At 67.5% G+C, this 22081-nt stretch carries 20 protein-coding genes; 5 read left to right on the top strand and 15 right to left on the bottom strand.

Going from position 1 to position 22081, the window contains the following annotated elements:
• Positions 1 to 15: 15 nt before the first annotated feature.
• Both AB0M15_RS34935 and AB0M15_RS34930 read left to right on the top strand, forming a co-directional pair.
• The gene (locus AB0M15_RS34935; protein WP_363828432.1) at positions 16 to 849 is read left to right on the top strand and encodes an ABC transporter ATP-binding protein; all 834 of its coding nucleotides are present in this window, start codon (positions 16 to 18) and stop codon (positions 847 to 849) included.
• Entirely contained in the window at positions 846 to 3350 is a 2505-nt protein-coding gene (locus AB0M15_RS34930; RefSeq protein ID WP_363828427.1) for an FtsX-like permease family protein, read from the top strand. The genes AB0M15_RS34935 and AB0M15_RS34930 overlap by 4 nt, the downstream gene beginning before the upstream one ends.
• Positions 3351 to 3458: 108 nt before the next feature.
• On the opposite strand, the gene AB0M15_RS34925 is transcribed toward AB0M15_RS34930, so the two are convergent.
• The 3 genes from AB0M15_RS34925 to AB0M15_RS34915 form a co-directional block, all read right to left on the bottom strand.
• Complete coding sequence (locus AB0M15_RS34925; RefSeq protein WP_363828418.1) at positions 3459 to 4073, bottom strand: NAD(P)H-dependent oxidoreductase; 615 nt, start codon at positions 4071 to 4073, stop codon at positions 3459 to 3461.
• Between the two features lie 61 nt (positions 4074 to 4134).
• Complete coding sequence (locus AB0M15_RS34920) at positions 4135 to 4782, bottom strand: DedA family protein (RefSeq protein ID WP_363828413.1); 648 nt, start codon at positions 4780 to 4782, stop codon at positions 4135 to 4137.
• Positions 4783 to 4813: 31 nt separating this feature from the next.
• Positions 4814 to 5413 (bottom strand): maleylpyruvate isomerase family mycothiol-dependent enzyme, encoded by a 600-nt coding sequence (locus AB0M15_RS34915; protein WP_363828407.1) that lies wholly within the window; start codon positions 5411 to 5413, stop codon positions 4814 to 4816.
• A 76-nt stretch (positions 5414 to 5489) separates the two neighbouring features.
• Here AB0M15_RS34915 and AB0M15_RS34910 point away from each other — a divergent pair, with 76 nt between their 5' ends.
• A complete protein-coding gene (locus AB0M15_RS34910; RefSeq protein ID WP_363828404.1) occupies positions 5490 to 5924 on the top strand; it encodes a MarR family transcriptional regulator in 435 nt (144 codons plus the stop codon).
• Positions 5925 to 5930: 6 nt separating this feature from the next.
• On the opposite strand, the gene AB0M15_RS34905 is transcribed toward AB0M15_RS34910, so the two are convergent.
• Genes AB0M15_RS34905 through AB0M15_RS34885 form a run of 5 tightly spaced genes read right to left on the bottom strand, consistent with a single transcriptional unit; the run spans position 5931 to position 11446 of the window.
• On the bottom strand, positions 5931 to 6941 hold the full coding sequence (locus AB0M15_RS34905) for a LacI family DNA-binding transcriptional regulator (protein ID WP_363828401.1): 1011 nt from the start codon (positions 6939 to 6941) through the stop codon (positions 5931 to 5933).
• The gene (locus AB0M15_RS34900; RefSeq protein WP_363828398.1) at positions 6938 to 8353 is read right to left on the bottom strand and encodes a beta-glucosidase; all 1416 of its coding nucleotides are present in this window, start codon (positions 8351 to 8353) and stop codon (positions 6938 to 6940) included. The genes AB0M15_RS34905 and AB0M15_RS34900 overlap by 4 nt, the downstream gene beginning before the upstream one ends.
• Positions 8350 to 9201, bottom strand: coding sequence for a carbohydrate ABC transporter permease (locus AB0M15_RS34895; protein ID WP_363828395.1), 852 nt, complete (start codon positions 9199 to 9201; stop codon positions 8350 to 8352). The genes AB0M15_RS34900 and AB0M15_RS34895 overlap by 4 nt, the downstream gene beginning before the upstream one ends.
• Positions 9198 to 10151, bottom strand: a complete 954-nt coding sequence (locus tag AB0M15_RS34890; RefSeq protein WP_363828392.1) for a sugar ABC transporter permease — start codon at positions 10149 to 10151, stop codon at positions 9198 to 9200. Before AB0M15_RS34890 ends, AB0M15_RS34895 begins: the two co-directional genes overlap by 4 nt.
• On the bottom strand, positions 10148 to 11446 hold the full coding sequence (locus AB0M15_RS34885) for an extracellular solute-binding protein (protein ID WP_363828389.1): 1299 nt from the start codon (positions 11444 to 11446) through the stop codon (positions 10148 to 10150). The genes AB0M15_RS34890 and AB0M15_RS34885 overlap by 4 nt, the downstream gene beginning before the upstream one ends.
• Before the next feature lie 145 nt (positions 11447 to 11591).
• Between AB0M15_RS34885 and AB0M15_RS34880 the strand changes: the two genes are divergently transcribed.
• Positions 11592 to 12383 (top strand): hypothetical protein, encoded by a 792-nt coding sequence (locus tag AB0M15_RS34880; RefSeq protein ID WP_363828386.1) that lies wholly within the window; start codon positions 11592 to 11594, stop codon positions 12381 to 12383.
• Here the strand turns inward: AB0M15_RS34880 and AB0M15_RS34875 are convergent.
• From AB0M15_RS34875 to AB0M15_RS34850, 6 genes are all read right to left on the bottom strand, one after another.
• Complete coding sequence (locus tag AB0M15_RS34875; protein WP_363828383.1) at positions 12370 to 13011, bottom strand: response regulator transcription factor; 642 nt, start codon at positions 13009 to 13011, stop codon at positions 12370 to 12372. The genes AB0M15_RS34880 and AB0M15_RS34875 overlap by 14 nt on opposite strands.
• Positions 13008 to 15038: a GAF domain-containing sensor histidine kinase gene (locus AB0M15_RS34870; RefSeq protein ID WP_363828380.1), complete on the bottom strand. Its 2031-nt coding sequence runs from the start codon at positions 15036 to 15038 to the stop codon at positions 13008 to 13010. Before AB0M15_RS34870 ends, AB0M15_RS34875 begins: the two co-directional genes overlap by 4 nt.
• Positions 15031 to 15666, bottom strand: a complete 636-nt coding sequence (locus tag AB0M15_RS34865) for a hypothetical protein (protein WP_363828377.1) — start codon at positions 15664 to 15666, stop codon at positions 15031 to 15033. The genes AB0M15_RS34870 and AB0M15_RS34865 overlap by 8 nt, the downstream gene beginning before the upstream one ends.
• Before the next feature lie 76 nt (positions 15667 to 15742).
• Complete coding sequence (locus AB0M15_RS34860; RefSeq protein WP_363828374.1) at positions 15743 to 16093, bottom strand: VOC family protein; 351 nt, start codon at positions 16091 to 16093, stop codon at positions 15743 to 15745.
• A gap of 6 nt (positions 16094 to 16099) precedes the next feature.
• The gene (locus AB0M15_RS34855; protein ID WP_363828371.1) at positions 16100 to 16921 is read right to left on the bottom strand and encodes a MerR family transcriptional regulator; all 822 of its coding nucleotides are present in this window, start codon (positions 16919 to 16921) and stop codon (positions 16100 to 16102) included.
• Between the two features lie 136 nt (positions 16922 to 17057).
• A complete protein-coding gene (locus AB0M15_RS34850; RefSeq protein WP_363828368.1) occupies positions 17058 to 18956 on the bottom strand; it encodes a ricin-type beta-trefoil lectin domain protein in 1899 nt (632 codons plus the stop codon).
• 285 nt (positions 18957 to 19241) lie between these two features.
• Here AB0M15_RS34850 and AB0M15_RS34845 point away from each other — a divergent pair, with 285 nt between their 5' ends.
• Positions 19242 to 20513 carry a family 16 glycosylhydrolase gene (locus AB0M15_RS34845; protein WP_363828365.1) on the top strand — a complete coding sequence of 424 codons (1272 nt, stop codon included), beginning with the start codon at positions 19242 to 19244 and terminating at the stop codon, positions 20511 to 20513.
• Between the two features lie 176 nt (positions 20514 to 20689).
• Here AB0M15_RS34845 and AB0M15_RS34840 read toward each other — a convergent pair whose 3' ends face one another.
• The gene (locus AB0M15_RS34840) at positions 20690 to 22033 is read right to left on the bottom strand and encodes a GH1 family beta-glucosidase (RefSeq protein WP_363828362.1); all 1344 of its coding nucleotides are present in this window, start codon (positions 22031 to 22033) and stop codon (positions 20690 to 20692) included.
• Between the last annotated feature and the right edge of the window lie 48 nt (positions 22034 to 22081).

Raw genomic sequence — 22081 nt, 5'->3', positions numbered from 1 at the left:
TACAAGGGGTCAGCCATGAGGCGCAACAAGGATGTACTCACCAGATCGAACCACTCGGTCGTGCTGCAGGACGTACGCCGGGTCTACGGCAAGGGCAGCAACGCCGTGACCGCGCTGGACGGTGTCACCATCAGCTTCGCGCGGGGCACCTTCACCGCCGTGATGGGCCCGTCGGGCTCCGGCAAGAGCACCTTCCTGCACTGCGCTGCGGGGCTCGACCGGCCGACTGCCGGGACGGTCGCGATCGACGACGTACCGCTGGCCGGCCTGAGCGAGCGGCAGCTGACCGAGCTGCGCCGCGAGCGGATCGGCTTCGTCTTCCAGTCGTTCAACCTGCTGCCGGCCCTGACGGTCTGGCAGAACGTCACCCTGCCGCAGGAGCTCGACGGCCGCCGCACCAACAAGGCCGCCGTCCGCGAGGTACTGGACCGGGTAGGCCTCAGCGGCAAGCACAAGAGCCGCCCGGGCGAACTGTCCGGCGGCCAGCAGCAGCGCGTCGCCATCGCCCGCGCGCTGGTCGCACGGCCCGCGGTGATCTTCGCCGACGAGCCGACCGGCGCCCTCGACACCCAGACCGCCGCCGACGTCCTCGACCTGCTTCGCGAGCCCGTCCGTACTCAAGGCCAGACCGTCGTCATGGTCACCCACGACCCGGTCGCGGCCTCGTACGCCGACCAGGTCGTCTTCCTCGCCGACGGAGTACTGGCCGGCAGCCTGGTCTCACCGACCGCCGAGCAGGTAGCAGACCGCCTCACCCACCTCGGCGCCCGCGCAGCCCGCGCCGCTCAAGCAGCCCAAGCAGCTCAGGCAGCCCGCGCCGCCCACGAAGCAGCAGGAGTCGGACGATGATGCGCCTGGCCGTCCGCACCCTGCGCTACCGCAAGAGCGGCTTCATCGCCACCTTCGTCGCCGTCATCTTCGGTACCGCCATCGTGCTCGCCTGCGGTGGCCTGATGGAGACCGGCATCCGCTCCAACGTCGCCCCCGAACGCCTGGCCGCGGCGCCGATCGTCGTCACCGGCAAGCTCACCCATCTGCGTCCGGGCAAGGAAGACGTCACCCACCTCACCGAGCAGGTCGGCATCGACGACTCGGTCGCCGCCAAGATCCGTTCCCTGCAAGGCGTCACCGACGTCATCGGCGACCAGACCTTCCCCGCCCCGGTCCCCCAGGGTCAGGGCTTCAGCAAGGGCGAGGGCCACAACTGGTCGGCCGCCGTGCTCGCTCCCTTCCACCTCACCGCCGGTACTGCGCCTCACCCCGGCAGCGTCGTCCTCGACGCAGCCACCGCGCAGGGCCTCCATGCGAAGCTCGGTGGCAAGGTGAACCTGCTGGTCGGTGGCCAGCAAACCGCCTTCACCGTCGCCGGAATCGCCGATGGCCCCACCGGCAACACCTTCTTCTCCGACGAGGACGCGACCCGCTTCGCCGGCCGGCCCGGTCAGTTCTCCTCCTTCGGCGTACTCGTTGCCCCCGGCACCGATCTCAAGGCGTTGCGGAAGCAGATCGAGAAGACCGCCGACGTGTCCGCACTGATCGGTCTCGACCGCGGCCAGGTCGAGCACCCGGACGCGGCCGTCAAGAAGGTCGTGCTGATCTCGGTGGCCGGCTCGTTCGGTGGCATCGCGACGATGACGATGATGTTCGTCGTCGCCTCGACGCTGGCCCTGGCCGCCCAGCACCGGCAGCGCGAGTTCGCCTTGCTGCGCAGCATCGGCACGACGCCGGGCCAGGTCCGGCGGATGATCCTGGGCGAGGCGATGCTGGTCTCGCTGCCCGCAGTACTGGCCGGCGTGATTCCCGGTGCGCTGCTCGGGCGCTTCCTCTTCGATCAGCTCTCGAAGAACGGGGTGGCGTCGCCGGACGTGACCTTCTACCAGGGGCTGATCCCGTTCGCTGCCGGTGCGGGAGCCGCAGTACTGGCGGCAGTCGGCGCGGCGTTCATGGCGTCGCGCCGGTCGGCCAAGATCCGGCCGGTCGAGGCGCTGGTCGACTCGTCGCTGCAGACCAAGTGGTTCAGCTGGGTACGACTCGTGATCGGCATGCTCTTCGTCGGTGGTGGTCTCGCGCTGATGATCGTGACCGGCTCCGTGATGAGTGGCCCGCTGGCCGGTGCGACCGCTGGTCCCGCTGTGCTCTGCTGGGCGATCGGTCTGGCCGTACTCGGTCCGCTGGTCACCAAGCTGATCCTCGGCATCCTCCGCTGGCCGCTCTACGCGGTGAGCCGGGTCAACGGCAGGCTCGCGATCCTGAACGTGACGGCGCGATCCGTCGCTATGTCGGCCGCCGTGATGCCGGTCATGCTGGCCGTGGGGATCGCCACCGCCAACATCTACATGCAGACCACCAACGTAGACGCGGCCTCGAAGGCCTTCACCAAGGACCTGCGCGCCGATGCGGTACTCGTCTCGACAGCTTCCGGCCTCTCGCCGTCGCTTCTCCCCCAGGTCCAGGCGCTGAAGGGTGTCGCGAGCGCGTCCGAATACGTCACCAGCCTCGGCGTCATCGACGAGCCACGGAACGCGCCCTTCGACGAGGACGGCGCACTCCTGCAGGGCATCTCACCCCAGGGCTCGGACGGTACCGCCCCAGTACGCCTGACCACCGGCTCTCTCGAGGGCCTGACCGGCAACACGGTCGCCCTGCCCGACCTGGTGGCCAACAAGATCCAGCGTCCCGTCGGTACGTCGATCAAGATGACGCTTGGCGACGGAGCCTCCGTCGACCTCCGAGTCGTCGCCACCTTCGCAGCCGAACGCGGCTACGAAAGCATCGTCCTCCCCGCCGATCTGGTCGCCGCGCACACCACCGATCGGCTCGCCCCGCAGATCCTCGTCCGCGCCGAGCCCGGCGCGTCGATCGCCCCCGCCCTGGCCAAGCTCGCCGCGGCGACTCCCGGCGTACAGGTTGCCGATCGTGACGCTCTCATCGCCGGCAACAACGAAGATCTGAAAACCCAAGCCTGGATCAACTACCTCCTGGTCGGCATGCTCATCGCCTACACCGCGGTCTCGGTAGTCAACACCCTGGCGTCAGCCACAGTCCGCCGCCGCCGCGAGTTCGGCCTCCAACGCCTGACCGGCTCGACCCGAGGCCAAGTCCTCAGAATGCTAACCACAGAAGGCATCCTGGTAGCCCTCTCCGGCATAGTCCTAGGCACCCTGGTAGCCCTGGCCACCCTCCTCCCCTACGCCTCAGCAGTCTCCACCAGCGCAACCCCCTCCGGCCCCATCTGGATCTACCTCATCATCATCGGCATCGCCTTCGTCCTGACGATGCTCTCCACCCTCATCCCCGCCACCAAGTCCCTCGCCACCCGACCTGCCGAGGCCGCCGCACGCGCCGACTGACCCCACGCAGGCGCCTCGGACAGGACTGGGGTCCTCGGCCAGCACCTTGTCCGTGGACCCCAGCTCACCTCCACCCGCCGGATCGCGCGCAGCGCGATCCGGCGGGTGTTATTTGGCGGGGGTCGGCTCGGCTACCGGCTGGAGCGCGATGGTGGTTGCCTGCACCAACCCAGCATGACGACGAAGCCAAGCCGACACAGGCAACTGGAGGTCTTCGAAGTCTTTCTCCTCCAGAGCAACCGGCGGAGTCGGCACGCTGGCGCCGAGCTCGGCGAGGACCGGACGGAGGTGCAGGTCAGCAAGCAGCTTGTGGCTAGGCGCGGCCGACACAGTGACCGGCACGACAACCGACCCAGCCAGCGCCAGATGCGGCAGTACATCAAGGAAGCTCTTCAGCAGCCCCGTATAACTCCCCTTGTAGACAGGCGTAGCCAGGACGATCACCGATGCCGACGACACCAGCTCGATCGCACTGTCCAGCGCCTCCCGATCCGCCTCCGCCGCACCCTCCCCCTGGAAGATCGCCGGCGCAAACGTCACCAGATCAATCAGCTCGTCGATCCGATACGGCGTACCGAGCTCAGACGCAAGCAACTCGGCCACAGACGCGGCAGCCGCCGCCGTCCGCGACCCCGCTTTGGGATTGCCCACCACGGTGACGACGGATTGCGGCCAGACCGGCGGATCCGGCACGATCCGCGGCTCGAAGACGGTTGAGGGCATCGGAACCCAACTCCTGGGAGGTTCGGCAGTGAGATCTCGAGCCTAACCAAAGTCGAGCCGTCTACTTGACTTTCTCAGCTGGTGAACGTTTCGCCCTCACCTTGACAACCACGAACCAACCCACAGCGGCCACAGCACTGCCCAGTACGACGTACTGCAGCACCCCGACCGACGACTCCACGACATGCCACTTCTCACCCAGCGCATACCCAGCGACGATCAGCACCGTGTTCCACACCGCGCTCCCGAGCGCCGTCAACGCGACGAACAACGGCACCGTCATCCGCTCCACACCCGCCGGCACAGAGATCAGGCTCCGTACGACCGGCACCAACCGCCCGATCAGAACCGCCTTGGCGCCATGCCGGTTGAACCACGCCTCCGCCTTGTCGATGTCCTCCACCTTGACCAGCGGCAGCCGCGCCGCCAGCGCCCGCGTGCGCGTCCTGCCCAGCCCGGCGCCGACGCCGTACAGAGCAAGCGCCCCTACCACCGACCCGAGCGTCGTGAACAAGATCGCACTGATCAACCCGAGATCACCCCGATTGGCGGCGAACCCCGCCAGCGGCAGAATCACCTCGCTCGGCAACGGCGGGAAGAGATTCTCCAGCGCCACCGCGAGCCCCGCGCCCGGAGCCCCCAGCTTCTCCATCAGGTCCGTGGCCCACCCGGCCACACCACTGGTCGGTTCCTGCGCGAGCGCGCTCATCATCAACACCTAGCTCGTCGGGGTCATGGGGTCATTTCCTCGGCCCTTCCACCGTACCCCGGCCGCTCAGCAATAAAAGGAGCTCTGCGATCGGCGCCCGGATCTCAGCGCCCGTACCCACTGAAAAGTCGATGTCAGAGGCAACCAGTCGCCGCCCGGCGAGTCGCTTGCGTGCCTTGAAAGGAAAGGACTTCACCCAGATCCGCTCAGCCGCAACCACCGCGGCCTCAGTCGGCATCTCGTGCCGCCGCCCGAGCGGCAGCGCGATGTCCTGCGTATGGATCAGTACGTCCAGCAGCGGGTCGACGACCGTAGTACCGAGCGGCCGGCGACGCGAGCCGGCGAATCGCCGGTACTGCGCAACGATCTCCTCCCCCGAGTACCGCGCTCCCGCTCGCCGCGCCTCCTCGAACACGAACCGGTTGAAGTCCCCCCGAGCCCGAACCATCCCGCCCATCACCGGCAGCACCCGAGCCTGCGGCGACGAGATCACATGCGCCGCGACATCCCGGACCGCCCAGCCCGGACAGACCGACGGCGTCGACCACTCGGCCTCGGTCAGCCCGGCGAGCAGGTCGGCCAGCGCCGCCCGCTCGGCATCGACGTACCGCCAGATCTGTTCGCTCTCCATCACGCACCCCAGCAGAACTAGTCAGCCCCTCTGACCAAATTAGACAGCCTCTCTGACCACCAGTCAAGATGGGCGGGTGCCGGACGACGACCTGAACCTCGGACTGCTGCTGTTCATCCCGTACCGCTCCCTGGAGAACCGCGTCTTCGCCCGACTGGCCGCGGCCGGCTTCGACATCACGCCCGCCCAAGCCCGGGTGTTCCAGCGAATCGGCGCGAACGGCACCCGCCTGACCGACCTCGCCGACCAAGCCCAGGTCACCAAACAGACCGCGGGCTTCCTGGTCGACCAACTCGAGAAGGCCGGCTACGTCCGCCGCGTCCCGGACCCGACCGACGCCCGCGCCCGCCTCGTCCAGATCACCGAGTACGGCGCCCGGACCATCCCGATCGCCGCCGCCGAGATCGCCGACATCGAGGCCGAGTGGACCGCCCATCTGGGCGCCACCCAGGCAGCTCAGCTCCGCCGGTCCCTCACCAAGCTTCGCGAGATCACCGACCCCTATGCCTGAACCAGGTCACGCGCTGCCGCGAAGCTCCAGCCTGGTCTCGACGATGACCTGAGCCTCCGCGGGCTGGTTACCGCTCAACTGGGCCAGCAACAGCCGGGTCATCTCCCGCCCCATCTCCTCGGTCGGCTGGAACACCGAGGTCAGCGGCGGGTCGGAGTGCCGGCCACCCGGCGAGCCGTCGAACCCGATCACGGCCACATCCTCCGGAATCCGCCGGCCGGCTGCCTTCAGCACCCGCATCGCCCCGAAGGCCATCGGGTCGGAGGCCGCGAAAACCGCATCCAGCCCGGGTGCCCGATCCAGCAGGGCCACCATCGCCTTCGCGCCACTCTCCTCGCTGAAGTCCCCGTACTCGACCAGGTCCTCGCCGATGACGTGGCGGAACCCCAGGAGTCGCGCCACCCCGGCGGACATGTCCTGCGGCCCTGCGATGCAAGCGATCCGCTGCCGGCCCTGATCCACCAGGTACTGCGCTGCCTGCCGCCCGCCGGTCGCGTTGTCGGCATCGACGAAGGGGATGTCCCCGACCGGCCGGTTGTCCGGCCCGGCCAGGGGCCGCCCGCACAGCACCAACGGCAGTCCGTTGGCCCGGACCTGGGCCGGCAAGGGATCGTCCGCGTGCTGGGAGAGCATCAGCACCCCGTCGACGTGCTCCCTGGTCAGGAAGCGGCCGGCCCGCTCGCGCTCGGCCCCGCTCTGCACCATCGACAACCACAGCTGCAGCTGAGTCTGGGCCATCGCCGAACTGATCCCGCGGACGACACCGGCGAAGTACGGCTCGGTGAAGAGCCGCTCACCCGGTTCGGAGATCACCAGGGCCACGCAGTCGGTCCGCCGGGTGACCAGGTTGCGAGCGGCCCGGTTCGGCACGTAGCCCAGCTCGTCGATCGCCTTCAGCACCGCGGCCCGGGCCGCCGGACTGACCTGGGACGATCCGTTCACGACCCGCGAGGCGGTACCCCGCCCCACCCCCGCCCTTGCTGCGACGGTTTCGATGGTGGGGCGAGGGTCGGTCATACCGCTAGCCTGCCTCGGATCAGATCGCCGTACCAATAAGCGCTGCTCTTCGGTGTCCGTGTCTGCGTCCCGTAGTCGACATGGACCAGGCCGAAACGCCGCGAGTAGCCCCAGGACCACTCGAAGTTGTCGAACAGCGACCAGCAGAAGTAGCCCTGCAGCGGGACTCCCGCATCGATCGCCGTCCGGCAGGCCCGCAGATGGCCGTCCAGGTAGCCGATCCGGTCGGGATCGCGGACCAGACCGTCTGCATCTGGCACGTCCTCGAACGCTGCACCGTTCTCGGTGACATACAGCGGCACCGGCGGGTACTCCCGAGCGACCCGTTCGAGCACGGCGGCAAGCCCCTCGGCGTGGATCTCCCAACCCATCGCGGTGACCGGCAGACCCCCTTTCAGGAAGCCGACCTGCGCGCTGCCGGGCCATGGCGATCCCCCGGTACCGCCCCCGCCGCCATGGCCGTCGTCGCCGTCGGTCGGCTCACCGGTCACCACATGCCTGCTGTAGTAGTTGACCCCCAGGAAGTCGAGCGGTGTGGAGATGGCTGCCAGATCCCCGTCCCGGACATGCGCGAAATCGGTCACCGGGGCGAGATCCGCGATTACGTCCGCCGGATACGACCCGCGCAGAACGGGGTCGAGGAAGAAGCGGTTCTGCAGTCCGTCGATCCGCCTCGCCGCGTCCAAGTCGATCGCCTGGTCGCTCGCCGGTACGACGTCGTACAGGTTGATGGTCACGCCGACCTGGTGGCCCGTGGCTCTCAGCCGCCCGGCGGCCAGTCCGTGTCCGAGCATCAGATGATGACCGGCCCGGACCGCGTCGGCGGGGTCCTGGCGGCCAGGTGCGTGGATGCCCGAGCCGTAGCCCAGGAAGGCCGAGCACCAAGGCTCGTTCAGGGTCGTCCACTGCCGGATCCGGTCACCCAGCGCGGCGGTGATGGAGCTCGCGTAGTCGGCGAACCGCTCCGCCGTGTCGCGCTCGGGCCAGCCACCGGCGTCTTCCAGCGGCTGCGGCAGGTCCCAGTGGTACAGCGTCGGCCAGGGCTCGATACCGGCGGCGAGAAGTTCGTCGACCAGCCTCGAGTAGAAGTCGACGCCTGCCTGGTTGAGCGCGCCGCGCCCGCTCGGCTGGACCCTCGGCCACGCGATGGAGAACCGGTAGGCCTGCAGCCCGAGCCGGCTCATCAGCGCGACGTCGTCGCGGTACCGGGCGTAGTGCTCGATCGCGACATCGCCGGTCTCGCCGCCCAGCACCCGCCCGGGTGTGTGCGAGAAGGTGTCCCAGATCGAGGGCCCGCGCCCGTCGGCGGTCGCCGCACCCTCCACCTGGTAGGCGGCGGTGGCGGCGCCGAACAGGAATCCGGTGGGGAAGCGCAGTTCCGTCCCGGGCTCGGTCTGGCTGTCAGTCGTCACGACTTGATCGAACCTTCCATGATGCCGCCGATGATCTGGCGTCCGAACAGGATGAAGACCGCGAACAGGGGCAGCGTGGCCAGGGCCGTCGCCGCGAAGACCTGCGCGTAGTCGGTGTAGTAGGCGGTCGCCAGCAGGCTGAGCGACAACTGGACGGTCGGGGTGTTCGCGTCGAGTACGGCGTACGGCCAGATGAACTCGTTCCAGGTCTGCATGAAGGTCAGCAGACCGAGGACGGCCGCGGCGGGCCGCAGTACGGGCAGCACGACGTTCCAGTAGATCCGGAAGGTCGAGCAGCCGTCCACGCGGGCGGCCTCCACCAACTCGTCGGAGATCGCCTCGGCGGCGTACTGGCGCATCATGAAGACGCCGAACCCGCTCACCAGGAACGGCACGATCACTGCTTGCAGGTGACCGTTCCAGCCGATCTTCACCATCAGCATGTACAGCGGGATCAGGCCGAGCTGGACCGGCACCATCATCGTGCCCACGATCACCAGCAGCAGCCCGTTGCGGCCGCGGAACCGCAGTTTCGCGAACGCGAAACCGGCCAGGGTGGAGAAGAAGACCACCGAGACGGTCACCACGCTGGCGACCACCACCGAGTTGACCAGCCCGTAGGCGAAGGCCGCGTGCTCGTTGGCGAACACCCGGCCGACGTTCGCGCCGAGCTCACCACCCGGGAGCAGCGGCGGCGGCACGTCGTTGATCACGTCGTTGGACCGGGTGGCCACGACGACCATCCAGTAGATCGGGAACAGCGACAGCGCGCAGGCGACGATCAGCGCCAGGTACGTCAACGGGCTGGTGCGCCACAACCGGACCGAGGCGGCCCTCAGCGCGCTCACCGCGCGGCCCGCCGGACGATCAGCAGGTTGATCAGCGAGAACACCACGATCAGCCCGAACAGCGACCACGCGATGGCGGCGCCGTAGCCGTACTGGAAGCGCTGGAACGCGGTCTCGTACATGTACATGGTGACCGTCTGGAACTGCCCCAGGGTGCCGCCGAGCATCCTCCCGTTGCCGAAGATCACCGGCTCGGTGAACAACTGCAGCCCTCCGATCGTGGAGATGATGACGGTGAACACGAGCGTCGGGCGCAGCAACGGCACGGTGATCCGCCAGAACTGCTGCCAGGGCGCGGCCCCGTCGAGGGAGGCCGATTCGTACAGGTCCTTCGGGATCGCCTGCATCGCGCCGAGCAGGATCAGCGTGTTGTAGCCGGTCCAGCGCCAGTCGACCATCACGGCGATCGCGATCCAGCTGGACCACCAGTTGGCCTGCCAGTCCACCGCGTCCAGGCCGAAGGCGGTGATCACGTAGTTGACCAGGCCGACGTCGCGGGCGAACAGCTGACCGAAGACGATGCCGACCGCCGCCACCGAGGTGACGTTCGGGATCAGCACCCCCATCCGGAAGAAGGTGCGCGCGCGGATCTTGCGGTTCAGCAGATTGGCCACCGCCAACGCCATCAGCAGCTGCGGGACGGTCGCCAGCACGAAGATGCCGACCGTGTTCTTCAGCGCGTTCCAGAAGTCCGGATCCGCGAACAGCGCGGTGTAGTTGTCGAACCAGACGAAGGTGTGGTCACCGATCAGATGCCAGTCGTGCAGCGACACCCAGCCGGTGTAGACCAGCGGGAACGCGCCGAAGACGAGAAACAGCACGAAGAACGGCGCGATGAAGAAGTACGGCGCGAACTTCATGTCCGCGCGGGTCAGCCGGGAGCGCCAGGGAACCCGGCCGTCGGCGGCACGTGCTGCCGCCGACGACCGGATGACGCTGGAAGAGGTCACTTCGCCTCTTTGACAGCGCTCTTCAGCGCTTGCTGCCAAGCCTTGTCGGGGGTGAGCTTGCCCTGTTCGACCGCCTGCATGGCCGGCTCGAAGGCCCGCTCCTTGACCGCCTGATGCTTCGGGCCGAGGACGACCGGCTTCAGCGACTTGGCGCCCTCGCCGAAGATCTTGCCGACCGGGGCCTTGGAGAAGTAGTCGTTGGTCAGGGCCAGGAACGCGGGGTCGTCCAGCGCCTTCGGCGATGACGGCAGCGGACCGGCCTCCTTGAAGGCGGCGACCTGACCTTCCGGGCTGGTCAGGAACTTGGCCAGCTCATAGGCCTCCTTGGGATGCTTGCTCTGGGTGGGCACGGCCAGCCAGGAGCCGCCCCAGTTGCCGCCTCCACCAGGTACGGCGGCGACATCCCACTTGCCGGCGTTCGCGGCGCCCGAGTTGGTCTTGATGATGCCGAGCATCCACGACGGGCACATGGTGACCGCGAAGCTGCCGTTCTTGAAGCCGGCCTCCCAGTCCTTCGACCAGGTGGCGATCTTGGCGCTGACACCCTCCGACACCATCTTCATCGAGGTGTCCCAGGCCTGCCGCACGACCGGGCTGGAGTCCGCGATCAGCTTGTTGTCACGGTCGTAGAAGTTGGTGTCGCCGGCCTGCGACAGCATCGCGCTGAAGCTGGTGGTGACCGAGTCGACGAAGCCCTTGGCGCCGGTGTTGGCGGCAGTGAACTTCTTGCCGGTACTGATGAACTCGTCCCAGCCCGGCCAAAGCTTGGACACCGCGTCGCGGTCGGTCGGCAGGCCCGCCTTGGCGAACAGGTCCTTGCGGTAACAGACCGCCAGACCACCGACATCGGTACCGAGCCCGATCAGCGGCCCGTCGGCGCCGACCCTGCCCAGCTCCCACTTCCACGGCAGGAAGTTCGCCTGCTGGTCGGCCGCGCCCTGGTCGAGCAGGTTGACGAAGTTCTGCGGCTGGGTCTTGAACTCGTTGAGAATGCCTTCCTCGAGCGCCACCACGTCCCCGGCGCCGGTACCGGCCGCGAGGTACTGGGTGAGCTTGGGCTTGTAGTCGTCGAGCTTCTGCACGCTGCGCAGCTCGACCTTCACGTTCGGGTGGTCGGTCTGGTACTGCGCGACCAGCGCCTTGTAGCCGAAATCCCCGAACGTGTCGACCACGAGATTGACCTGGCCGTCCGCCGCCGGCGTGGTGTCGTTCGTGTTCTTGCTGCATGCCCCGACCATGCCGATGGCCGTCACGGCAGCCACCGTGACCGCCAGGAACCGCTTCGTCTGGCTCATCGCCTGACCCCTCCTAGGTCTTCAGGGCGCTCCATCTGGGAGCGCTCCCAAGAGCATCGGGGTGACCTGGGTCACTGTCAATAGCTCGGTGGGAGCGTTCCCAAATCGAGTCCGAACTGTCGGTGGCCGATGGTTGACTGTCCGGATGGCGCGCACGAGGACTTCAGACCGAGAGCCCGACGACCTGCTGGCGGCGGCCCGCGGCAAGCGGTGGTGGGTGCAAGGTCGCCGGGTGGGCTCGGTCGACCGCGCGGGCAAGTTCGTAGACGACGTCGGCTTCGCCCTGCTCTTCCCCGCCCAGAAGCCGATCGGCCCGTCTCTGTGGGAGGCCGTCGCAGGCGAGGACGACGAACCCTTCGCCGGCGGCATGAACGACAACGAGCAGAAGGTCTGGGGCTGGAAGGACGAGCTCCCCCGCCGCGGCCTCGCCTGGTACGGCGCTTTCCTCGGAGGCCGAGGATCCTTCCTCTCCCCCAGCCTGCTCGCCACCCTCTACCCGGGCGAGGGTGAGCTGGACGACCACAAGCACCTGGACCTCTCACCAGCAGCCCACGAACTGGCCGAGGCCCTGGCCGCCGAGCCACTCTCCAGCGCGACCCTCCGCGCCCTGCTCGGCGACAAGAACAAGTACCAGCGCGCCATCGGCGAACTCCAGAAGAACCTGCTGGTCACCACCGCCGGCGTCGAGGAGCAGAGCAACGGCTGGCCCGCCGCCCTCCTCACCCTCACCTGCGAGCAGTTCGACGTAGGCGGCCGGCGAGACCACCGCGAAGCAGCCCGCCAATACCTCGACACCATGCTCGACGCAGCCCCGGTAGACCTCGCCCGAGCCTTCCGCTGGCCGACCCCGAAGGCCCGGGACCTACTCAACGAACTGGTCGGCGACGACCAGGCAACGACTGACGGTCGCAGGTACCAACCACTCACTCCACAGTGAAGCCGGCCTCGCGGGCGCGCACGATGGCCTGGGCGCGATCGTGCACCTGCAGCTTGCCGAGCACGTTCGATACATAGTTGCGGACCGTCTTCGGAGTCAGCGTCAGGGCCTGGGCGATCTGCGCGTTGCCCCGACCCTGGACGATCAGCGCCAGGATCTCCCGCTCGCGATCGGTCAGCTCCGGCAGCACTTCCGACGTACGGACCGGGCGGTTGAAGTACCGGACGAGCCGATCCGCGATCGCCGGGCTGAAGATCGCCTCGCCGTGATGAACGGCGGTCACGGCCCGGATCAGATCATCCACCGACGCGTCCTTGAGCAGATAGCCACGAGCCCCGGCCCGCAAGGCCGCGAAGACCGACTCGTCGTCGAACATGGTCAGCACCAGTACTGCGATCTGCGGGCGAGCCGCGACGATCTTCCGGGTTGCCTCGATCCCGTTCATGCCCGGCATCCGCAGATCCATCAGCACGACATCGGGCGTGAGCTCGGCCGTCGCCCGGACGGCCTCCTCACCCGACGCCGCCTCGCCCACCACGGCAACGACCTCGCTGAGCGCGCCGAGCATCGTCTTCACGCCCTCGCGATAGAAGACGTGATCATCCGCGATCAGCAACCGGATCGTCACCGCTGCTCTCCCGTTCCTAGCGGCAGCCGCGCCGTCACCAGAGTCCCCCGCGGCAAGACCGGGCTGATGCTGAGAGTCCCCACCAGTTCCTCGGCCCGCTCCCGCATCGATCGCAGCCCGGCTCCGGGGCGCGCATCAGCGCCGATCCCGACCCCGTCGTCCCGCACAGACACCACGAGCGCGCCTTCCTCGCCGACAAACCGGACCAAGCAACTACTCGCCTCAGCATGCCGGACCACGTTCGTCACCGCCTCGACCGCGATCCGATATGCCGCAACCTCGACCCCAGCAGGCAACGACGGCAGGTCCTCCGCAATCTCCACCACCGCCCAAGGCGCCAACCCGCGACACGCCTCCTCCACCGCTGCCGCCAACCCGAGCTCAGCCAGCACCGGCGGCCGCAACCCGTACACCAACTGCCGAACATCCTCGACAGTCGCCTTCACCTGCTTCCCTGCCTGATCCAGTACTGCGTACGCCGAGTCCGGATCCCTAGCCAGCAAGGCGCGCGCCGCATCGATCCGCTGGTACAGGCTGGCCAGCGTCGGCCCCAACCCGTCGTGCAGATCCCGATGCAAGCGAGCCCGCTCCTCCTCCCGCGCAGCCACGATCCGCTCCCGCGACCGCTGCAGATCCGCTGTCGACCTCAATGCCTGGACTGCCACGCCCGCATGCCCGGCGATCTCCTCCAGCGCCCGGCGATCCGCAGTACCGAATGACTCGCCCGGACGCGGCGATACCATCAGCACCCCGACCTCCTCGTCCCTGTAGCGCAAGGGGTAAGCGGCAGTCTGCTCCGGCACTCCACCTGTCTCGTAGACCGCCGTAGCGCTTCCCCCGGCGAGTGTGACGGATACATACGGCAGCTTCATCGCAGCGCCGATGGTGTCGACGATCGTCTGCAACGCGCCCTCCGGTGGCATTGCCGACCCGAGCCGACGCGCCAACCGCGTCATCACCGCATGCGGATCATCCCTGTCTCCCCAGACGAGCCGATTGACCGCCCGCTGCACCCACTGCCTCAGCGGATTGAAGGCGACGGCCACCAGGCCAGTGGCAGCCAGGGGTAGCAATGGGTTCCCGTCGATCCGCCACAGCGCCCCGAACCCACCCACTACAACTACATAGATCCCGATCACGAGCACTGTGAGCGTGACATAGACCAGCGTCCTACTGATCAGCAGATCAACGTCATACAGCCGGTACCGCGCTATGGCGATCGCAATGGCCACGGGCAACGCCACTGAGATCGCATAGCTGAACAACGCGAGCGCGAGGTCCAGTACCAACCCACGTGGACTCTCCACCGGAGGACGACCGGTAGCGATGTGACCGAGCTGCAGTACGAGCGCAATGAGCACCCACTTCGTCTGCTGCCGCTCCACCGCGCTCGAAACCCAACGGAACCGGTAGATCTGAGCCGCCGCGCAACTGACCAGCAACAGGATCAGCGGGACGGTCACCGGCGGCCCATCCGGCACTACAGCGGTGACGACGAACAGGACCGCCCAAGCAACCGCCAGCCACCGACTCCAGCGAGGTACGAAGCGGCCGTCAGGGAACAAGTAGGCGAGCGGGAAGAACAGGAACCAGCTGAGGCCCTCGAGGCCGTTCAGCCAGTCGTGCCCGGGATAGAGCCTCGCGAGAGCCGACAGCAGTCCGCTGCCCGCGGTCGCGTTGAACACCAGCACGAACCCGAGGTACAGCCGGAAGCGCGACATCACGGGACCGCGCAGCAGGTACAGGGCGGCCACAACGCTCGCGACGACGACCAGTAGCTGGAGGAAGACGATGTAGCCGACCAACGCCCCAGCAGGCAGGCCGAGGCCGACCAACGCAGCCCGCAGCCCTTCAGCCGACCAGTCGTCGACCACTACCTCCGGGTGGTCGACAGCGCGGGCCACGAAGAAGACCAGCGTGGCCAGGAAGAGCAGGAGCAACAGTCCGCCGGCGGCGAGAACAGCAGCACGCCCGGGCCGCAGTACCCGCGGCCCGGACATGGTCTGCTCTGCCTCAGCCCTACTCACCCTCTGACGGTACGCTGCGCGACCGCAGCAGACCGACCCCCAGAGTGAGCCAGAGGAACGACAACACGAAGGGCGGAACCGCTCCGTGCCCGGCGATGTCGACGACGCCGAACAGCCCCGCCAGCACGGCAACCACCAACCCGGTACGCCGAAGCTCACCGGCCCGGCGTAACGCCAGCCCGCCGCAGATCAGCGCGACCCAGGCGAGCCAGAACGACACCAGGTTGACCTCCAGCGCTACGTCGTACCGGGTGACCGACCCGAGCCGATCCGCGTCGAAGCCGGTGATGCTCAGGTTGAGCCCCGCGTTGACCAGAGCGCAGACGATGGAGAGCCCAGTGGCCACTACGGCTCCACGAGCGAGCACGGAGTGGCGGGAGCCGAAGAGATGGAGCATGCCGACCGAGCCGAAGCAGACGGCCAGCGGGTAGACGATCCAGACGCCGATCCACTGCGCGCGGATCTCGGCCATCACAGCAGGCGTGATCTCGGCGGACTTGTCGGTCCCGGCTGCCGCCGACGCGACGAGCAGCGTGATGACCAGGATGACGAACGGAATCGGCGAAAGCGCCAGAATCAGGCCGGCCCGGGACCGGCGGACGGTGGGGATGACGGTAGCGGTTGCCATGGTTTCCTCCAGAGATGTGACTCTCCCAAGGTGTCTGTCCCGGCGTCCCGGGCGGCAGAGGCAACCGCCATCGATGTCAGTGCGCTTCGGCCAGGTCGAAGACGTTGCCTTCGGGGTCGGCCAGCGTCACCCAATGGGCGCCGTACTCGTTGAATTCGCCGACCCGCTTGGCGCCGAGGCCGACGATGCGGTCGATCTCCTCGGCCCAGCCGGCGGTGGAGAAGTCGAGGTGCAGGCGGTTCTTGCCGGCCCGGTCCTCGGGGACCTGGATGAACATCAGGGCCGGGCCGTCGGCCTCCTTGTTCACGGTGGCGAAGAACTCGTTGGCCTCGGCATCGACCTCGGTGTTCAGCACACCGGCCCAGAAGCCGGCCAGTTCGGCGGCGTTCTTGCAGTCGAAGACGACGTGTTCGAGAGTGATGGACATCCTGGTTCAGCCTTTCGGAGTGGGGATCCGCTGGATCGGCCAGCAGATCTCGGTACGGAAATCACTGGGCGCGGACCCATCGCCCGGCCCGGTCAGGTACAGCTCACGGATCGGCCCGGGCGCCACCTCGCAGTACTCCGCGACATGGCTGCCGAGCGCGCCGTAGGTGCGGTCGAAGTCGGCGTACGGTCCGTCGTGCCGGGTGATCGCGAAGTAGCTCGCCGGCAGGTCGACCAGCCCGACCCGATCGATCGCCGGCTGGTCCGGCGCGACCGGCAGGAAGCCGACCACCTCACCGACGTCATCGGTGAAGAACTCGTCCCCGTACGTCGCGCCGGCGGTCGCGCTGATGCCGTAGCGCCCGGCGATCTCGCCGAGCAGCCCGAAGGTCGACTCGCACCACTCGTCGATCGAGTCCCGGCTGACGCGGTCGGTGACGGCGTACGCCCGGAAGGCAGGCATGAACCGGTACTCGACCGCCAACTCGCCGACCGGCAGCGTCAGCATCGACCGCAGCGAGGCGACCACGTCCCGCGTCTGGGCGAGCTCGCGTTCCATCTGATCCAGATGCAGACGCAACGTCTGGTCACGAGTCTGGACGTCGGGCGCCTCGACCACCGCCCGTACCTGAGCCAGCGGCATCTGCAGATCGCGCAACCGCCGGATCAGCTGGGCGACCGGGACCTGCGCCGTCTCGTACCGGCGGTAGCCCGACGACGCGTCGATCCGCGCCGGCGCCAGCAGGCCGATCTCGTGATAGTGGTGCAAGGTCTTCACGCTCAGATGCGTGAGCCTGGAGAACTCACCGATCGTTACTGACGCCGTCATGAGCAATACCCTCCACCCTCCGCCTACCGGAGGGTCAAGGGAACACGCGCCAGAACGCAACTCGACCGCCACCGGGGGCGCGATGGCGGTCGTGCTGCAGGTGTCCCCGTGCGGACACCGGGTCAGTTGGTACCGGTTAGGAGATGGTCCACTTCTGATTAGCTGCTCCGGTACAGGACCAGATCTGCAGTCGAGTCCCGTTGGCCGAGTTGTTGCCCGTGACGTCCAGGCACTTGTTCGCCTGCGGATTCGTCAGGTCGTTGTTCGCGTAGTTCCATTGCTGGGCCCCACTGCCGTTGCAGGTCCAGAGCTGTGTCTGGGCACCGTTGGCGACCGAGCCGCCCGACACGTCGAGGCACTTGCCGAGCGCACGGAGGGTGCCGTCACCCGGCCGGCTCCACTGCTGAGCAGCGCTGCCGTTGCAGTCGTACAGGTTGACCGCAGTACCGTCCGCGGGGTTCGCGCCGGCCACGTCGATGCACTTGCCGGCCAGACCGGTGATCTGGCCGCCCGTACCGCCACCGCCCTGCGTACCCGACCAGGTGAAGGTCGCCGAGGTCTTGGTCGGCAGGGTGTAGGTGAAGGACTGGCTGCCCCAGTTGACCCGGACCGACTGGCTGCCGCCGGTGGTGTTGAAGGCGATCAGCGACTTCGAGCCGTCGGGGTTCTTCCAGGCGACGTTCTTGACCGAGGCGTTCGCGGTCGAGTCGATCCGCAGCGCGCCCGGCTTCACGAACTTGGTCAGGTGACCCATCGTGTAGTACTCGACCGTCTTGGTGACCTGGCCGGCCTGGCCGTCGTTGCGGTGCACGGTCACCAGGCCGGTGCAGACGTTGCAGCCGGAGCCGACGAACGGCAGGTGGTTCTCGTCCAGCGCGAGGCCCCACTTCACCCACGACTTGTCCCAGTTGCGGGTGTAGTCGATCAGGTTGTTCATGTCCTCGACCTGCTGGTTCGGGATCCAGGTACCACCCGAGTGCTCGGTCATGTAGGCGGGCACGTTCGGGTACTGGTTGTGGATCTGCGTCTGCAGGTTCACGTCACCGCCGTACCCGTGCCAGGCGATACCGCCGAAGTTCGGGTCGTTGCGCAGCGTCGCGTCGGCCAGCGGGACCGAGCCGAGGTCGTTGTAGTTGCCCCAGTTGTAGTCGAGCACCATCACCTTGGTGGACAGCCCGGCCGCGTGCAGCGCCGGGAACAGGTGGTTCTTGGTGAACTCGAGCAGGCCCGAGCCGTTCCAGTTCATCGACGCGTAGCCGGTGCTGTCGCTGCCGCAGCAGGTCGGCTCGTTCTGCACCGTCACGTAGTCGATGTGGTTGCCCTGGGCCTCGTTCTGCTGGATGTACTTGATGAAGTACTGGGCGTACATCGGGTAGTACTCGGCCTTCAGCCAGCCGCGGTGGACGAAGTCGTTGTTGTCCTTCATCCAGGCCGGCGCGCTCCATGGCGAGCCCATCACCTTGAGGTTCGGGTTGAGCTGCTTGGCCTGCTTGGTCAGCGGCACCACGTCGGCGAGGTCGTGGTTGATGGTGAAGTCGTTCAGGTTGCAGCAGGTGTCGTCGTAGGAGTAGTTGAACCGGGCCAGGTCGGAGGCGCCCATCGGGTTGCGGACGAACGACAGGCCGATCCCGTTGACCGGGTCGAACAGGTCCTTCATCACCTGGTTGCGGGTCGCCGCCGAGATCGTGTTGCTGCTGTTCAGCAGCCACGCGGAGCTGTCGGCGAAGGACGCGCCGCCGCCCTCCCAGGACTGGTACGTCGTGTTCTCGTTGACCGTGATCGTCTGGTTGGCCGAACCGCCGGCCGGGCCGAAGTTGACCGGCGTCTGCTGCTGCAGGCCGCGGGTCACGTTCTGGCCGGCCGAGTCGTTGGTGGTGGTCAGGTAGATGTTGACCTGCTCGCCGGCGGCGTGCGCGGGCTCTGGATTGCTGATGCCGATTCCGGTCGCGATCACGGACAGGGCCGCGAGCCCGGCAAGGGTCGGCAGCACACGCCGGTGACGACCGCCGAGACGGAGGGTCCAGTTCGAGGACATGGGCGGATCTCCCTTTTGCTCAAGGGGTTTCTCAGGGGTGGGTGGACCCCGAGGTACCGGCGTCTGCCCGCGCCGCAACTGGTGGTCAGCATGAGATAACCATCGGTGAATAGCCGTGTCAACGTCAGGGCACCACTTTTTTCACAGCTTATATTTATGTGTGGTCTTGACCTGAGAGCGTTCTCACAGCAAGCTGCGACCCAGCGATTCCCTGTCTCGCGACAGTCCGCCCCCCGCCCCCAACGGCCGGACATCAGCTCCGGTCGCGCGAGAAATGAGGCACGCATGAGGCTCACGCGTACCCGGTTCCGGTCAGCCGCCCTGCTCGCCGCAGGCGCCGCGCTGGTCGGCACCGCTCTGCTCCAGTCCCCCGCAACAGCCGGTACCTCCGCTGTCGACTCGGCCGCGTCGCCGATGGCGGCGAACGCGGTCGGACCGGTCATCTGGGAGGACAACTTCGACGGCCCGGCCGGCCAGGCCCCCGACTCCAGCAAGTGGCGCTACGACATCGGCGGCTCCGGCTGGGGCAACGACGAGCGCCAGTACTACACCAACAGCACCCGCAACTCCGCCAAGGACGGCGCCGGCAACCTGGTGATCACGGCGCGCCAGGAGAACGGCGGCTTCCAGTGCCACTACGGCCCGTGCCAGTACACGTCGGCCCGGCTGCTCACCGCACAGACCTTCACCCAGACGTACGGGCGGTTCGAGGCGCGGATCAAGATCCCTGGCACACAAGGGGTCTGGCCCGCGTTCTGGATGCTCGGCGCCCAAGGTGGCGGCTGGCCGAACAACGGTGAGATCGACATCATGGAGAACATCGGCCGCGAGCCGAACACCGTGCACGGCACCATCCACGGCCCGGGCTACTCCGGCGCCGAGGGCATCGGCGCGGCGTACAACTCCCCCAACGGCCAGGCCTTCCGCAACGGCTTCCACACCTACACGGTCGACTGGGAGCCCGGCGCGATCACCTGGTACGTCGACGGCGTCCAGTACCAGCGCCGTACGCCGGCGGACCTCGGTGGCGACACCTGGGTCTTCAACCACCCGTTCTTCCTGATCATGAACGTCGCGGTCGGCGGCTACTGGCCGGGCTACCCCGACGGCAGCACGGTGATGCCGCAGACCATGACGATCGACTACGTCCGCGTCAACCAGCTCACCTCCGGTGGCGGCGGTGGCGGCGGCGCGATCAAGGCACTCGGCAAGTGCATGGACGTCGCCGCAGCCAACTCCGCCGACGGTACGCCGGTACAGCTCTACGACTGCAACGGCTCCGCCGCCCAGCAGTGGACCCGCCCCGGCGACGGCACAATCCGCGCCCTAGGCAAGTGCCTGGACGTGGCCGCCGGCGCCACCGCCGACGGCACCAAACTCCAAATAGCCACCTGCAGCGGAAACCCAGCCCAGCAGTTCACCTACACCGGCGCCCAAGACCTGGTAAACCCCCAGGCCAACAAATGCGTAGACGTCCCCTCAGCCAACCCAGCCAACGGCAACCGCCTACAAATCTGGACCTGCAACGGCTCCGCAGCCCAAAAATGGACCCTGTAACCACCTAACGCCTCGGCCCGTCGCTTCCACAGACCGCGGCGGGCCGACGCCTGCCCGAACTCGCCACCTCGCACAAGCAACGGCGACCTTGAACACCAAACGGTGACCTTGAACAGGTAACAACTTGTTCAAGGTCACCGTTTGGTGTTCAAGCCCACATGATGTGGGGGGTGCGACTAGAGGGTGCGGTGGGTTTTGATCAGGTTGGCGTAGGTTTTGCCGCTGGTTTTCATGACGCGTTTGCCGGTGGGGTAGTCGACGTAGGCGAGGCCGAAGCGGGGGGCGTAGCCGTAGGCCCACTCGAAGTTGTCCATCAGGGACCAGGCGAAGTAGCCGGCTAGCGGAGCGCCTTGTTCTACGGCGCGGACGCAGGCGGCCAGATGGCTGTCCAGGTAGGCGGTTCGGTTGGTGTCGTCGACGCTGAAGTCCGCGTCGGGGTGGTCGACCCAGGCCGAGCCGTTTTCAGTGATGTAGATCTTTTCGGCGCCGTACTCCTTGGCCAGGCGGAGGATCAGTTCCTCCAGGCCCGCGGGGTGGACCTCCCAGTCGAGCATGGTGTGGGCCGCATTGGGACCGGGGACCTGACTGAATCCCAGTACAGGAACGGATTCGTCGGCCTTCACGATCTGGCGGAAGTAGTAGTTGAGCCCGACGAAGTCCGTCGGCGCCGCGATGATCTCGGCGTCGCCGGGCTGCTCGGGCAGCTCGACGCCATAAACCTCGACCATGTCCGCCGGGAAGCCCCGACCGAACACCGGGTCGAGCCACCAGCGGTTGATGTGGCCGTCGGCAACCTGTGCCGCCCGGATGTCGGCGGCGGCCGTGCTGGCCGGCTCGATCCCACTGAGGTTGACGACCAGGCCGATCGACGGCGGCTTCGGCACCGACTCGCGCAGCGCCGCGACACCGAGGCCGTGGGCAAGCATCAGGTTGTACGACGCCCGCACCGCGATCGCCGGATCCTTGATGCCGGGTGCCATCCGCCCTTCCCAGTGGCCGATCCAGGCCGAGCACAGCGGCTCGTTCAGCGTCACCCAGTCGGTCACCCGGTCACCGAGCCGGGCGCCGACGACAGCCGCGTACTCCGCGAACCGGTACGCCGTCTCGCGGTTCTCCCAGCCACCGAGATCCTGCAGCGCCTGCGGCAGATCCCAGTGATACAAGGTGACGAAGGGTTTGATGCCATTGGCAAGCAAGTCGTCGACGACCCGCTCGTAGTACGCGAGACCGGCCTCGTTGACCTCGCCGGAGCCGGTCGGGAAGATCCGCGGCCAGGCGATCGAGAACCGGTACGCGTCGACGCCGAGCTGCTTGATCAGCTCGAGATCCTCGGGCCAGCGGTTGTACGAATCACAGGCGACGTCACCGGTGTCACCGTTGTCGATCGCACCGGGCACCCGGCAGAACGTGTCCCAGATCGACGGCAGCCGGCCATCGGCATCGATCGCACCTTCGATCTGGTACGCCGACGTTGCGGTACCCCAGACGAAGTCCTGCCGGAGCGGGGAGAGCTCGACCATCGGTGACCCCCAAGGGGTAGTAGGCGGGTTTTTTCAAAGCATAGTTGA

The organism is Kribbella sp. NPDC051718, from assembly GCF_040681515.1.
Classification (GTDB): Bacteria; Actinomycetota; Actinomycetes; order Propionibacteriales; family Kribbellaceae; genus Kribbella.
The sequence above is the reverse complement of the archived record's forward strand: the minus strand, read 5'-3'. Positions and strand labels throughout refer to the sequence as shown.

What these genes read in the sequence shown, in the direction of transcription:
- AB0M15_RS34935 (WP_363828432.1), top strand. Translation starts at nt 16, where the DNA reads ATGAGGCGCAACAAGGATGTACTCACCAGATCGAACCACTCGGTCGTG.
- AB0M15_RS34930 (WP_363828427.1), top strand. Translation starts at nt 846, where the DNA reads ATGATGCGCCTGGCCGTCCGCACCCTGCGCTACCGCAAGAGCGGCTTC.
- AB0M15_RS34925 (WP_363828418.1), bottom strand. Translation starts at nt 4,073, where the DNA reads ATGCCCTCAACCGTCTTCGAGCCGCGGATCGTGCCGGATCCGCCGGTC.
- AB0M15_RS34920 (WP_363828413.1), bottom strand. Translation starts at nt 4,782, where the DNA reads ATGAGCGCGCTCGCGCAGGAACCGACCAGTGGTGTGGCCGGGTGGGCC.
- AB0M15_RS34915 (WP_363828407.1), bottom strand. Translation starts at nt 5,413, where the DNA reads ATGGAGAGCGAACAGATCTGGCGGTACGTCGATGCCGAGCGGGCGGCG.
- AB0M15_RS34905 (WP_363828401.1), bottom strand. Translation starts at nt 6,941, where the DNA reads ATGACCGACCCTCGCCCCACCATCGAAACCGTCGCAGCAAGGGCGGGG.
- AB0M15_RS34885 (WP_363828389.1), bottom strand. Translation starts at nt 11,446, where the DNA reads ATGAGCCAGACGAAGCGGTTCCTGGCGGTCACGGTGGCTGCCGTGACG.
- AB0M15_RS34880 (WP_363828386.1), top strand. Translation starts at nt 11,592, where the DNA reads ATGGCGCGCACGAGGACTTCAGACCGAGAGCCCGACGACCTGCTGGCG.
- AB0M15_RS34865 (WP_363828377.1), bottom strand. Translation starts at nt 15,666, where the DNA reads ATGGCAACCGCTACCGTCATCCCCACCGTCCGCCGGTCCCGGGCCGGC.
- AB0M15_RS34860 (WP_363828374.1), bottom strand. Translation starts at nt 16,093, where the DNA reads ATGTCCATCACTCTCGAACACGTCGTCTTCGACTGCAAGAACGCCGCC.
- AB0M15_RS34855 (WP_363828371.1), bottom strand. Translation starts at nt 16,921, where the DNA reads ATGACGGCGTCAGTAACGATCGGTGAGTTCTCCAGGCTCACGCATCTG.
- AB0M15_RS34850 (WP_363828368.1), bottom strand. Translation starts at nt 18,956, where the DNA reads ATGTCCTCGAACTGGACCCTCCGTCTCGGCGGTCGTCACCGGCGTGTG.
- AB0M15_RS34845 (WP_363828365.1), top strand. Translation starts at nt 19,242, where the DNA reads ATGAGGCTCACGCGTACCCGGTTCCGGTCAGCCGCCCTGCTCGCCGCA.
- AB0M15_RS34840 (WP_363828362.1), bottom strand. Translation starts at nt 22,033, where the DNA reads ATGGTCGAGCTCTCCCCGCTCCGGCAGGACTTCGTCTGGGGTACCGCA.